The organism is Mesorhizobium sp. M0207, from assembly GCF_040321995.1.
GTDB lineage: Bacteria > Pseudomonadota > Alphaproteobacteria > Rhizobiales > Rhizobiaceae > Mesorhizobium.
In genome coordinates this window covers 1-13,542 of record NZ_JAMYSQ010000008.1, presented here as the reverse complement: position 1 = coordinate 13,542, position 13,542 = coordinate 1, and the positions used below count along the sequence as shown (strand labels likewise).

The 13,542-nt window shown below is 63.8% G+C and carries 11 protein-coding genes; all 11 read left to right on the top strand.

The annotated features are described in order from the left end of the window. Positions 1–52: 52 nt before the first annotated feature. The 11 genes from argS (at position 53) to NKJ15_RS13395 (ending at position 13,343) form a co-directional block, all read left to right on the top strand. A complete protein-coding gene (argS, locus tag NKJ15_RS13445; RefSeq protein ID WP_352815679.1) occupies positions 53–1,810 on the top strand; it encodes an arginine--tRNA ligase in 1,758 nt (585 codons plus the stop codon). Between the two features lie 103 nt (positions 1,811–1,913). Next, the gene (locus NKJ15_RS13440; RefSeq protein ID WP_352815677.1) at positions 1,914–5,579 is read left to right on the top strand and encodes an SPOR domain-containing protein; all 3,666 of its coding nucleotides are present in this window, start codon (positions 1,914–1,916) and stop codon (positions 5,577–5,579) included. Between the two features lie 116 nt (positions 5,580–5,695). Next, positions 5,696–6,715, top strand: coding sequence for a beta-N-acetylhexosaminidase (gene nagZ / locus NKJ15_RS13435; RefSeq protein WP_352815675.1), 1,020 nt, complete (start codon positions 5,696–5,698; stop codon positions 6,713–6,715). Positions 6,716–6,773: 58 nt separating this feature from the next. After that, entirely contained in the window at positions 6,774–7,574 is an 801-nt protein-coding gene (locus NKJ15_RS13430; RefSeq protein ID WP_352815827.1) for a segregation and condensation protein A, read from the top strand. After that, on the top strand, positions 7,571–8,350 hold the full coding sequence (gene scpB, locus NKJ15_RS13425) for an SMC-Scp complex subunit ScpB (protein ID WP_352500872.1): 780 nt from the start codon (positions 7,571–7,573) through the stop codon (positions 8,348–8,350). Before NKJ15_RS13430 ends, scpB begins: the two co-directional genes overlap by 4 nt. A 178-nt stretch (positions 8,351–8,528) precedes the next feature. Then, entirely contained in the window at positions 8,529–8,750 is a 222-nt protein-coding gene (locus tag NKJ15_RS13420) for a twin-arginine translocase TatA/TatE family subunit (protein ID WP_352490594.1), read from the top strand. A 28-nt stretch (positions 8,751–8,778) separates the two neighbouring features. Beyond that, positions 8,779–9,465 carry a Sec-independent protein translocase protein TatB gene (gene tatB, locus NKJ15_RS13415; protein WP_352815673.1) on the top strand — a complete coding sequence of 229 codons (687 nt, stop codon included), beginning with the start codon at positions 8,779–8,781 and terminating at the stop codon, positions 9,463–9,465. Continuing rightward, positions 9,462–10,325, top strand: a complete 864-nt coding sequence (gene tatC, locus NKJ15_RS13410; protein ID WP_352539741.1) for a twin-arginine translocase subunit TatC — start codon at positions 9,462–9,464, stop codon at positions 10,323–10,325. Before tatB ends, tatC begins: the two co-directional genes overlap by 4 nt. 293 nt (positions 10,326–10,618) lie before the next feature. Next, positions 10,619–11,923: a serine--tRNA ligase gene (serS, locus tag NKJ15_RS13405; protein WP_352815670.1), complete on the top strand. Its 1,305-nt coding sequence runs from the start codon at positions 10,619–10,621 to the stop codon at positions 11,921–11,923. Next, positions 11,923–12,681 carry a 5'/3'-nucleotidase SurE gene (gene surE / locus NKJ15_RS13400; protein WP_352815668.1) on the top strand — a complete coding sequence of 253 codons (759 nt, stop codon included), beginning with the start codon at positions 11,923–11,925 and terminating at the stop codon, positions 12,679–12,681. The genes serS and surE overlap by 1 nt, the downstream gene beginning before the upstream one ends. Further along, positions 12,678–13,343, top strand: a complete 666-nt coding sequence (locus NKJ15_RS13395) for a protein-L-isoaspartate(D-aspartate) O-methyltransferase (RefSeq protein WP_352500868.1) — start codon at positions 12,678–12,680, stop codon at positions 13,341–13,343. Before surE ends, NKJ15_RS13395 begins: the two co-directional genes overlap by 4 nt. The last annotated feature ends 199 nt before the right edge of the window (positions 13,344–13,542 follow it).

Genomic DNA, 13,542 nt, shown 5'->3' with positions numbered 1-13,542 from the left:
GATTTTGCCGGCCAACGCGCCGGATCCATGCAAAACCGTCAGAGCCATAGCAATGAACATCTTCGCCGATTTCAACGCGCGAATCATAAAGGCCGTCGAAGCGCTTGATTTGAAAGACAAGGATGGCGCGTCGCCGGACCTGTCGCGCATCGCCGTCGAGCCGCCGCGCGATGCCAGCCATGGCGACCTCGCGACCAACGCTGCCATGGTGTTGGCCAAGCCGACCGGCCAGAGCCCGCGTGCGCTGGCCGAAAGGCTGGCCGAGGCGCTGCGCGCCGACGAGGATATCGCGGCCGCCGAGATCGCCGGCCCGGGCTTCGTCAATCTCAGGCTCAAGGACGGTTTCTGGCAGGCGCATCTGACGGCGCTGCTCGGCGAAGGCCGCAACTACGGCCGCTCGACTATCGGCGGCGGCAAGAAAACCAATGTCGAATATGTCTCGGCCAACCCGACCGGCCCGATGCATGTCGGCCATTGCCGGGGTGCTGTGGTCGGCGACGCGCTGGCCAATCTGATGGCCTTCGCCGGTTACGACGTGACCAAGGAATACGTCATCAACGATGCCGGTTCGCAGATCGACGTGCTCGGACGCTCAGTCATGCTGCGCTACCGCGAAGCGCTCGGCGATGAGATCGGCGACATTCCGGCCGGGCTTTATCCAGGCGACTATCTGATCCCCGTTGGTCAGGCGCTGGCCAGCGAATTCGGCCGCTCCCTGCTGCAGATGCCGGACGAAGAGGCGCTTGCCATCGTCAAGGACAGGACGATCGATGCGATGATGGCGATGATCCGCGAGGATCTGGCGCTGCTCAACGTGCATCACGACGTCTTCTTCTCCGAGCGGACGCTGCATGCCAACAATGCGAAGAAGATCCGCTCGGCGATCAGCGACCTGACGCTGAAGGGCCACATCTACAAGGGCAAGCTGCCGCCGCCCAAGGGCGAGAAGCCGGACGACTGGGAGGACCGCGAGCAGACGCTGTTCCGCTCGACCGCGGTCGGCGACGACATGGACCGGGCGCTGGTCAAGTCGGACGGCACCTTTACCTATTTCGCCGCCGATGTCGCCTACCTCAAGGACAAGGTCGATCGCGGTTTCGTCGACCTGATCTATGTGCTTGGCGCCGATCATGGCGGCTATGTGAAGCGGCTGGAAGCGCTTGCCCGGGCGATTGCCGGGGACGAGGTCAAGCTTACCGTGCTGCTTTGCCAGCTGGTCAGGCTGTTTCGCGCCGGCGAGCCGGTGCGCATGTCGAAGCGGTCCGGCGAGTTCGTGACCTTGCGCGAAGTGGTCGAGGAGGTTGGCCGCGACCCGATCCGCTTCATGATGCTCTACCGCAAGAACGACGCGCCGCTCGACTTCGATTTCGCCAAGGTGACCGAGCAGTCGAAGGACAATCCGGTGTTCTACGTGCAGTACGCCTCGGCGCGCTGCCATTCGGTGTTCCGGCAGGCGAGCGAGCAATTGGGCGAGGCCATGTTCGACCGCAACCAGCTGGCCGCCCAAGTGGCTTTGCTGACCGACGAGGGGGAGATCGGCCTGATCAGGAAGCTCGCCGAATATCCTCGGCTGATCGAAGCCGCGGCGCTCGCGCTCGAGCCCCACCGGCTGGCATTTTACCTTTACGAACTCGCTTCCAGCTTCCACGGACACTGGAACCGGGGCACCGATAATCCCGACTTACGTTTTGTTAAGGTTAACGACCGACAATTGACGCATGCCAGACTAGGGCTGGTGCAGGCTGTTTCGGACGTTTTGACGTCCGGCCTGACGCTGATCGGAGCCAATGCGCCCACCGAAATGCGTTAGGTTTGAGTAAAAAACCTGTCACCTTTTGCCCACATTGCGCTGGTAAGGGCCAACCCTACGCGACGTCCATGGCGTCCGAATGAGTGCGAGTTCGGGAACAATAATGGCAGACAGAACCCAGCTGAGAGCAGCCGACCACAACGACATCGCCAACGATGATCCGTTCGCGGAACTGACCAGGATCATGGGGTTCGACCCGCGCCAGCCGGTCAAACCGCAAACGCCGGCCCAGCCGAAAACCGCTGCCGCCGAACCGTCGCTGGACGAGGGCGATTTCGAGATCGATCTCGAGAAGGAGTTGATGGGCGAATTCGGCGCCGACGCCAACGACAATGCTTCCCCTGCCAAGCTTCGCGAGCCGACACCCGAACCGGCCGCCGCCGACGAAATGGAGGACGCGCTTGCTGCCTCGTTCGAACAGGATTTCGCGTTCGACGACAGTGGGGCGGATGATGCTGCTCCTGTTGCAGCCACTTCTGTTGCCGCCGACGAAATTGCCTCCGCCCCCGAAAGGGCGTTCGCTCCCGCCGTCGAGCCGGAGCTCGACGACGATTTCGATAACGCCGTCGCCGGCTCGCTCGAAGACGTATCGCCATTCGAGGACGACCTTTCGAGTGACGACAAACTTGCCGCCTCGCTCGACCAGGATTTTCGGCACGACGACGATGTGACGGCCAAGATCGCGGTGACCGGTGAGGATGAACCCAGGGCCGCAGCCGAGGCGATCGAGCCGGTCGACGAGCCCGCCTTCGACGATGAGTTCGACGATGCCGTTGCAAGCTCGCTCGAAGACGAGCTGATGTTCGACAAGCGTGAGCCGATGGAGCAGACCGTCGCCGTTGAAACCGCCGCGCAAGCGGCCGCGCCTGCGTTCGATGACGAGTTCGACGATGCCGTGGCAAGTTCGCTCGAAGACGAGCTGATGTTCGACGAGCATGAGCCGGCGGAAAACGTCGCCGCCCCGGCATCGCCGGTTGAGGCGGTTTCGGCCGATGAGGATCTTGCCGGCCATTTCGATGATGCCATGGCCGATGTCGACATGGACTTCGACGTTCGCTCGGACGGGCCTGCCGAAATCGAAGAACCAGAGTTTATCGAAGAGCAGTCGATCGAAGAGCCAGAGGCCGCCCGGCTTTCCGGCACGGCCGCTGAAGCGGCGTTCGACGACGATTTCGATCTGAGCTTCGACGATGCGCCTGCCGAGGAAGCTGAAGAGCCCGTGGCGCAGGTTGCGGCCGAACCAGCGGCGCCGGCCGCTGTCGTCCCGACGGCCCCAGTGGCTGAGGAACGCAGCCTGGAAGACGAACTGAACGCGCTGCTCGGTGCGATGAGCACACGGCCTGCACAAGCGGTCAACGAACCTCAGACAAGCCCGCAGACTGCCCAGAAGCCCGTGATGGCTGTTCAGCAGCCCATCGCGCCGGTAGTTCAGAAGCCAGCAGTGGCCGCCGAACAGCCAATGGCGGCGGTCAAAGACGTCGCCAACGAACCGGTGCATGCTGTCGACGAGCTGGATTGGGAACTCGACGAGCACGAGCCCGCTGAGCCGCAGCAGTCCAGTGCCGCCGATGACGCCGATCTTGGCAGTGTCCTCCTCGATGAGCTTGAAGGCGAGGATTTCGGTGTTGAAGCCGCTGCCGGACCCGCGGATGATCTCGACAGCGATGCGCTCGATGCCGACTTCGCCAGGAATATCGGCCTGGATCACGACTCGGCCGACAAGAGTGCGGCAGCTGCTGCCGAAGAAGACCCGCTCGATGCGCTGAACTGGCTGACGACACGCGCCACGCCGCCCGAGCCGGCCCGCTCGTGGAGCCGCGTGACACCGGTCGCACAGCCTCAGCCCGCTTTTGCAAGCCAGCCGATGGCTTCGGCGCGTTCGGCACCACCGCCGCAGCCGGCTGCAACGCCGTCCTATCGGGCCGCACCGGTCGAAGAGAGGCCGTCCTATGAAAGCCAGGCATCCCGTGAAGAGAGGCCGTCCTATGAAGATCGGCCCGCCTACACGGAAGCTGCACCAACTTCGCGTCAACAGCCTTCCGCCTATGACGAGATGCCCGATGTCGAGACGGTCGACGTGCCCGAGCGCGTCGTGGCGCTGGCGGACGATCTCGACATTCCGGAGCTCAACTTCGACGATGACGAGCCGGTGGCGCCCGCCTACGACGATCTCGATGCCGATTTTGCCAGCCTTCTCACCGAAATGAATGCAACGGATATAGCGCCTGCCCCGGTGCGCAGTGCTGGCTATGACGATGAATACGATGCCGGCTTCGCGTCTGGCTACAAGCAAGATCGTAGCGAGACGCGCGCCTATGGCGCCAAGCCTGCGGAAGCCCCCGTCAGCGCGGCGGCTGCTTCCTATGCCGATGCAGCGGACGGTTTCGATCTGGGCCCATTGCCCGGTGGCCAGCCGGTTTCGCAGGCCGACGATTTCACCTTCGATGAGCTCGACTACGATCCCGAACTGGACGAGGAGATGTCGGTTCCGGGCCTTGCCGAACGCGGGGCCGAAAGGCAGCCGCGCAGGCGCGGGCTGCTGATAGGTGCGGTGGTCGGCGCCGTGGCGATCGCCGGAGGCCTTGGCGCCTTTGCGTTGACCCTCGGCGGCAAGAGCGGCGGCGATGCGCCGGTTATCGTCAAGGCCGACAACAGGCCGATCAAGATCAAGCCGGAAAATCCAGGCGGCACCGTCGTGCCGAACCAGGACAACAAGGTTTATGACGCTGTGGTCAAGGGCACCAAGCCCGCCGAGCCGGTTCAGCAGAAGCTGGTCACCAACACCGAAGAGCCTGTGGACCTGAAGGCCAACGAACCGGAGAGCCGCGTCGTCGATCTTTCGCCCAATGACCCCGATGCCGCGGACGATATCGACGCGCCCGGCACCGCGGCGTCCGACACCGGCGGGTCTGGCACCAATGCGCCCGGCACCAGCGCGTCTGACTCCAGCACGCTTGGCGCCAGTGCGGCTGGCGCTGCCGAAACCGCCGCCGCACCGGCGCCCAAGTCCGAGGATCGCATCGCGCAGGTTCTGCAGGAGGCCGAGAAGGGTGCAACCCCCGAGATCGTCGCCGTTGCGCCGCGCAAGGTACGGACCATGGTCGTGAAACCTGACGGCTCGCTGGTGGCGCGCGAGGATCCGGCGCCTGCCGCCCCGCAGATGGCTGCTGCCGAGCCGGCCGATCCGGCGCCGCAGCACGTGGCTCCGTCGGCCCAGGCCGACGCCGCCGCGCAGACCGGCACCGTGCCGCTGATCGACCAAATAACAAGCGATCCGAAGATTGATGACCAGCCGAGTGGCGACCAGGCGAGCGGCGATCAGGCCGAAACCTCCAAGCTGCAGCCGGCGCCCAAGCCCGACACAAAGGCTGAAGCCAAGGCCCAGGCGTCAGCCAGCAAGCAGTCCGCCAGCACCCCGGCCACGGTTCCGGTGGCGCCGCAGCGCCCGTCCGACCAGCCGGTCGATGTGGTTGGCGAGGTCAAGCCCGATCAGGTCGCTTCCATCGATCCGGCCGCGGCCGGGGCTGGTTCGTGGTCGATACAGATCGCTTCGCAGCCGACAGTCGAAAGCGCCCAGGCGACTTACCAGGATCTGCAGCGCCGCTACGGCAGCGTGCTTTCCGGCCGCACCGCCAACATCGTCAAGGCCGAGATCGCCGGCAAGGGCACCTTCTACCGCGTCCGCGTTCCGGCGCAGTCTCGCAACGAGGCGATCAAACTGTGCACCAGCTACAAGGCTGCCGGCGGCAATTGCTTCGTGTCCCACTAGGCACCAAGGCCCCTCGAAAAGCCGGCGTCCGCGCCGGCTTTTTTGCGTGAACGGAAACCTCTGAAGGCAATTACGGGCGATTCCCTTTGTCGGCGCGAAGCTCTAAACTGTTCCGCATGACCGAATCAAAATCCATGATCCTCGGCTGCGCCGGGAAATCACTGACCCGCAACGAGATCCGTTTCTATCGCAACGAATGCCCGTGGGGCTTCATCCTGTTTGCGCGCAATATCGGCGAGACCGAGCAGATCCGCGATCTGGTCGCCGCCATGCGCGACTGCGTCGAGCGTGCGGACGCGCCGGTATTCATCGACCAGGAGGGCGGCCGCGTGCAGCGCCTGCGGCCGCCGCTGGCGCCGAACTATCCGGCTGCCGGTGCACTCGGCGCCTTGTGGCGCGACGACCATGACGCCGGCACCCGTGCCGCCTGGCTGATGGCGCGGCTGCATGCCTTCGACCTGCTGCGCTACGGCATCACGGCGGATTGCCTGCCGGTGCTCGATGTGCCGATCGAGGGCGCCAGCGACGTCATCGGCGCGCGCGCCTATGGCAAGGAGCCGCGCGCCGTCATCGAATTGGGTCGCGCCGCGGCGGAAGGCCTGATGGCGGGCGGCGTGCTGCCGGTGATGAAGCATATTCCCGGCCATGGAAGGGCCTTCGCCGATACGCATTTCGAACTGCCGACCGTCGACGCCTCGATCGGCGACCTGCAGCGGCATGATTTTGCCCCGTTCAGGGAGCTCAACCATTTGCCGATGGCGATGACGGCGCATGTCGTCTATAGCGCGATCGACCCGAAGAACCCGGCCACCACATCCGGCAAGGTCATCGAAGAGATCATCCGCGACGAAATCGGCTTCGACGGCCTGTTGATGAGCGACGACACCTCGATGAAGGCACTTTCTGGGGATTTCCCGTCAAAGGCGGCCGCGATCCTTGCGGCGGGCTGCGATCTGGTCCTTCACTGCAACGGCGTGTTCGAGGAGATGGCCGGCATTGCATCGCGCACGACCGGGCTGGAAGGCAAGTCGTTTGAGCGCGCGGAGCGGGCGCTGACCTATATCAGGAACCGCGACGTGGCGGACGAAACCGAGATTCGGGCCGAATTTGCCAGTTATTTCGACGCGGTGGCCTAGCATCAAAGGAAGCGAAGTGGCGGAAACATTGGACCTGAAGGCCGGCAAGGCCGCACCGATGGACCGCTTGTGGGCCGAGAACGACGATTCCCGGCTGACCGGCGATCCGGCGTTGGTTGTCGATGTGGCCGGCTTCGAAGGTCCTCTCGATCTTCTGCTGCATCTTGCCCGCAATCAGAAGGTCGACCTGTCGCGCATCTCGATCCTGGCGCTGGCCGAACAGTATCTGGCCTTCGTCGAGAAGGTGAGGGCGCTGAGACTGGAGCTTGCCGCTGACTATCTGGTGATGGCGGCGTGGCTGGCGTTTCTCAAGTCGAAGCTCCTGATCCCCAAGCAGCCCGGCGACGATGGCGAAAGCGGCGAGGAACTGGCGGCGGTGCTGCAGTTCCGGCTGAAGCGGCTGGAGGCGATGCGCGACGCGGCGGCACGGCTGGTCAACCGTAACCGGCTCGGACGCGACGTGTTTGCACGCGGCATGCCGGAAATGGTCATCGTCGAGAAGCGCAATGCCTATTCGGCCTCGCTCTACGACCTGTTGACCGCCTATGCCCAGCAGCGCCAGAAGCAGGCAATAACCAATGTGACGATCGCCAGGCGCGGCGTGTGGTCGCTCAAGGATGCGCGCGACGTGCTGACCAGGCTGATCGGGTCGCTACGCGACTGGACGGCGCTCGACAGTTTCCTGGTCGAATATCTGGCCGCCCCGGAAGAGCGGCGCACCGCGGTTGCCAGCTCGTTTGCGGCGACGCTGGAACTGGTGCGCGAAGGCAAGATGGAAATGCGGCAGGACCAGGTATTCGCGCCGCTTTATCTGCGCGACCGCGCCCAGGCCATCAAGATAGTCGAGGTAACACCATGAACGAACGCGCCAACGCTTCGGTCATTCCGTTCAAGGTCGACGACGACGCCGAGCAAGGCGCGGTCGCCGAAAACCCGGCACAAAATCAGGGGCAGAATTTGTCGCGGAATCCTGGCGAGCGGCTGCATATGGCGGAGGCCGTAAGGATGGCCGAGGCGATCGTATTCGCCAGCGCCGAGCCGGTCAGCGAAAAACAGCTCACTTCGCGACTGCCCGACGGCATCAACATTGCCGCGGCAATGGCCGAACTGCAGCAGATCTATGCGCGGCGCGGCGTCAATCTGGTGCGCGTCGGCGATGCCTGGGCGTTTCGCACCGCCGGCGACCTCGCCTTCCTGATGAGCCGTGACACGGTGCAGCAGCGCAAGCTGTCCCGCGCCGCCCTCGAAGTGCTGGCGATCATCGCCTACCACCAGCCGGTAACGCGCGCCGAGATCGAGGACATCCGCGGCGTCGAGACGTCAAAGGGGACGCTCGACACGCTGATGGAGACCGAATGGGTGAGGATGCGCGGCCGGCGTCGCACGCCCGGCCGTCCCGTCACTTATGGCACCACCGACATTTTCCTCGACCATTTCGCACTGGAGGAGATACGCGATCTCCCCGGCATGGAGGAATTGAAGGGTGCCGGGCTGCTGTCCGGCCGCATGCCGTCGAATTTCTCGGTGCCGCTGCCGCCGGCCGACGCCGATGCGCTCACCGACGACGAGGATCCGCTGACCGACATCGACCTCGAAGAACTCGGCCTTTTGACGCCGCGCGTCACGGAAGATTGAGCCGAGCGCCATCTTAAAGCCACAGGCAGGATGGAACTGCGCCGATTGGTAGCGGGCCGCCGTGCCGAAAGTGCGTGACTTCGGCGACTCATTCATGAACTCTGTCGCAGTTCTGTTTGAATCCGAACCCGAAAGCGCATAGATCAGCGTCTGGGAAACCGTTCGAGAGAGATTTGCTATGGGTTCATTTTCGATTTGGCACTGGATGATCGTTCTGGTGATCGTGCTGCTGGTGTTCGGCCGCGGCAAGATCCCCGAGTTGATGGGCGACATGGCCAAGGGCATCAAGAGCTTCAAGAAGGGCATGGCGGACGACGAGACTGCCGAGGACAAGCGTACCGTTGAACACCGTGCCGACGAAACCGTTTCGGTACCGAAGGAAAAGGCCAGCAAAAGCTGAGCCCAAACTTTAGTCGGAACGTATAGCCATGTTCGAAGTCGGCTGGACCGAGATGCTGGTGATCGCGATCGTCATGATCGTGGTCGTCGGGCCCAAGGATTTGCCCAACATGCTGCGCACCTTCGGCCGCACGACGGCGAAGCTGCGCGCCATGGCGTCCGATTTCCAGCGGCAGTTCAACGACGCGTTGAAGGAAGCCGAGCTCGACGACGTCAAGAAGTCGGTCGATTCGCTGAGAAGCCTCAATCCGGCAGCCGAGATCAGGAAGCAGCTCAATCCATTCGAGCAGGCCGCCGCCGACGTCCGTTCCGGCGTCGACGCAGTGATGAAACCCAAGCCGGCCGTCGATGCCGCCGCTTCGACGGAGCAGGCAGCCGAGCCGCTTAAGAACGGCGCAACGACGATGCCGGGCGTCAGCCCGCCGGAGCCGACGCCGGCCACGCCGATCTTTCCGGCGATGACGGACGAGTCCGTCGTAGCGCCGGCAGTGCAGGCGCAAACGGCTGCAGCGGCCGTGCCGAAAAAAGCACCTGCGGCAAAGAAGAAGCCAGCGCCCGCGAAAGCCGCGGCCGCCGCGCCGGCCAAGCCGGCAAAGACCGCTGCGCCGAAGGCCGCCGAAAAAGCTGAGCCGAAACCGCAGTCGTCAGCAGCGAAGAAGCCGGCGTCAGCAACGAAGAAGCCGGCCGCCAGGAAAACGGCGGGAGCCGCCAAGTGAGCGTTTCGGACAAGGAAAAGGACGAGATAGAAAAATCGTCGGCTCCGCTGATGGAGCACCTGATCGAGTTGCGCCGGCGGCTGATCTGGTCGATCGGCGGTTTTTTTGTTGCCTTCCTGGTCTGCTTCTTTTTCGCCAAGCGGCTGTTCAACCTTCTGGTCGTTCCGTTCAGATGGGCGACCCAATGGGCCGGGCTCGACCCGCACAAGGTCGAGCTGATCTATACGGCGCCACAGGAGTTCTTCTTTACCCAGGTCAAGCTCGCCATGTTCGGCGGCATGGTCATCGCCTTTCCGCTGATCGCCACGCAGATCTACAAATTCATCGCGCCCGGCCTCTACAAAAACGAGCGCAACGCCTTCCTGCCGTTCCTGATCGCCTCGCCGATCCTGTTCCTGATGGGCGCGTCGCTGGTCTATTTCTTCTTCACGCCGATGGTGATGTGGTTCTTCCTCGCCATGCAGCAGACCGGCACCAACGACCAGGTGCAGATTTCGCTGCTGCCGAAAGTGTCCGAATATCTCAGTCTGATCATGACGCTGATCTTCTCCTTCGGCCTGGTGTTCCAGCTGCCGGTGGTGACAAGCCTGATGACGCGGGTCGGCATGCTGTCGTCCACGGCCCTGGCCGAGAAGCGCAAATGGGCGATCGTCATCGCCTTCGTCGTGGCGGCGGTGCTGACGCCGCCCGACCCGATGAGCCAGATCGGCCTCGCCATTCCGACGATCCTGCTCTACGAGGTCTCGATCTGGTCGGCCCGGCTGATCGAACGCAGCAAGGAGCGCGACCGTGTGGCCCGCGAAAAGCAGGACGCCACCGAAGAGGTGGCCGAAAAGCCGGCGGACGCGTCTTCGACATAGGTTCGGTTGAAACGGGCAGCATTTTTTGCCGGCCATAGCAACTTTGTTCTTGCTTTGTGCCGGCAGCTATGCTACTAATTTAGGTATGGTGCCAATTGGCTCCAAAAACCCGCCTCTCGAGGCGGGTTTTTGTTTCCAGGGTTCTTTCGATCGAACGTTGCGCGTGCTGCCTACCTGAGGTCGGCGCGAAGGAACTCTGCCTTGACGTCTTGTATCGATGCGGTTTACGCCCTCTGGTCTTTGTTTTGGGCATTTCCTTGCGCCGAAACCGCCGTGCCGAGGACGAACAGACCATGCTTGACATCAAATGGATTCGCGACAACCCGAGGGCCCTTGTCGAAGCGCTCCAGAAGCGCTCGTGGTCGGTCGGGGATGCGCAGTCCACGGTCGACGACCTGATCGCCGCGGATGAGGCGCGGCGCGAGCATCTGACCGAGCTGCAGACCAGGCAGGAACGCCGCAACGCCGCATCGAAGGAGATCGGCAATGCCATGCGCTCGGGCGATGCAGCTCTTGCCGAAAGGCTGAAGGCCGAGGTCGGCGAGATCAAGGCCTTCATCCAGAATGGCGAGGCGCGCGAGCGCGAGCTCGACAAGGCGCTGAACGATGCGTTGGCAGTGCTGCCAAACGTGCCGTTCGACGACGTGCCGGTCGGCAAGGACGAGCACGACAACGTCGTCAAACGCGTCGTCGGCAAGGTGCCGACGCGGCCGAACTGGGTGAAGGAGCATTTCGAGATCGGCGAAGCGCTCGGCATGATGGATTTCGCGCGGGCAGCACGGCTTTCCGGCTCGCGCTTCACCGTGCTCAAAAGCGGCCTGGCGCGGATGGAACGCGCGCTCGGCCAGTTCATGCTGGATCTGCACACCACCGAGCACGGCTATGTAGAGATCCAGCCGCCGTTGATGGTGCGCGACGAGGTGCTTTTCGGGACCGGGCAACTGCCGAAATTCGAGGAGGATTTGTTCTTCGTTCGGCACGGGGACGGCAGGCTTGGCCTGATCCCAACCGCCGAAGTGCCGCTCACCAATCTCGTTCGCGACGAGATCACGCCGCACGAACAACTGCCGCTGCGCTATACGGCGCTGACGCCGTGCTTCCGCTCCGAGGCGGGCTCGGCCGGGCGCGACACGCGCGGCATGCTGCGCCAGCACCAGTTCTACAAGGTCGAGCTGGTGTCGATCACCGACCAGGAGACTTCGGTTGCCGAGCATGAGCGCATGACCGAATGCGCCGAGGAGGTGCTGAAGCGGCTCGGCCTGCCGTTCCGCACCATGACGCTGTGCACCGGCGACATGGGCTTTGGCGCGCGCAAGACATACGACATCGAGGTCTGGCTGCCCGGCCAGAACGCGTATCGCGAGATTTCTTCGTGCTCGGTATGCGGCGATTTCCAGGCGCGGCGCATGGACGCCCGCTACAAGGACAAGGACGGCAAGGGCAACCGCTTCGTCCACACGCTGAACGGTTCGGGCACCGCCGTCGGCCGCGCGCTCATTGCCGTCATCGAAAATTATCAGAACGAGGACGGCAGCGTAACCATTCCTGAAGCGCTTCGGCCTTACATGGGCGGTCTGGAAAAGATCGAATCGAAATAATGCGCATCCTTCTGACCAACGACGACGGCATCCATGCCGAAGGCCTTGCATCACTCGAACGCATCGCGCGCACGCTGTCGGACGACGTCTGGGTGGTGGCACCGGAACAGGATCAGTCCGGCTATGCGCATTCGCTGTCGATCTCGGAGCCGCTGCGGCTCAGGAAAATCGGCGAAAAGCACTTTGCGGTGCGCGGAACGCCGACCGACTGTGTCATCATGGGCGTGAAGAAGATCCTGCCCGCAGCGCCTGACCTGATCCTGTCCGGCGTCAATTCCGGCGCCAACATCGCCGACGACGTCACCTATTCGGGCACGGTCGCCGGCGCCATGGAAGGCGCGCTGCTCGGCGTGCGATCGATCGCCATCAGCCAGGCCTATTCCTATGTCGGCGAGGACCGCGTCGTTCCCTACGAGACCACCGAAGCGCTGGCGCCTGCCCTGCTCGAAAAGCTCGTCGCCGTGCCGTTGCCGGACGACGTGCTGCTCAACATCAATTTTCCGAACTGTGCGCCGGAAGAAATCGCCGGAACTGTAGTCACTTCGCAGGGCAAGCTGGTCCACAGCCTGTGGGTCGACGAGCGGCGCGACGGGCGCGGCCTGCCTTACTACTGGCTGCGCTTCGGCCGCGAGCCAGTCGAGGGCAAGCAAGGCACCGACCTCAATGCGTTGCGCAATCGGCTGGTGTCGGTGACGCCGCTGCAGCTCGATCTCACCGCGCATGAAATCCGCGATCAACTGGCCAAGGCGCTCGCATGAACTTGAACCACGCTGCAACGGTCGACGAGCGCGAAGGTTTCGCTGCCTTCCTGCTTCGCCTGCGCGGCAGGGGGACGGTGCCGAAGGCGCTTATCGCCGCCTTCGAGGCGACGCCGCGGCGCGGCTTTCTGTCTCCGCATTTCCACTCGATAGCCTGGTCGGACCGTATGCTGCCGATCGAATGCGGCGAGGCCATCGAAGGCGCCGACCTGCAGGCGGCGGTGATCGCGGCACTTGCCATCGAGCCGGGCAACCGGGTGCTCGAGATCGGCACCGGATCCGGCTACACGGCGGCGGTGATGTCGCGGCTTGCCGCGCGGATCGTCACCATCGACCGTTACAAGACGCTGGCCGAACAGGCCCGGCAGCGGCTCGAGGCGCTCGCCATCGGCAATGTCATCGTGCGCCAGGCGGACGGTTCCAACGGGCTGGCCAACGAAGCGCCGTTCGACCGCATCGTAGCCTGGGCGGCCTTCGACAGCCTGCCGCGCTTTCTCCTCGACCAATTGTCGAGCGGCGGCATCGTCATCGCGCCGATCGGACCCGACGAAGGCGAGCAGGTGCTGGCCAAGCTGACCAAGGTCGGCAGCCGCTTCGAACGCGAGGATATCGGCCTGGTGCGCCTGCAGCCGATCCTGCACGGTGTCGCCGCGGTGATCTGATTCCGGGTACATCGCTCCGCTTGGGGATCAGCCGAAGCCTGTCGTTTCGTCATCCTAGGGCGCAGCGAGGAGCGAAGCGACGCAGCGCAGACTCTAGGATCCATATGTGGACGGCGCCCTGCCTGCAACGGTTGTTTTGCGTCGTTTTCGATCGCTTGCGTCCATATGTCCGGCCTTTGAGCACGGTCCTTGCGGCCGC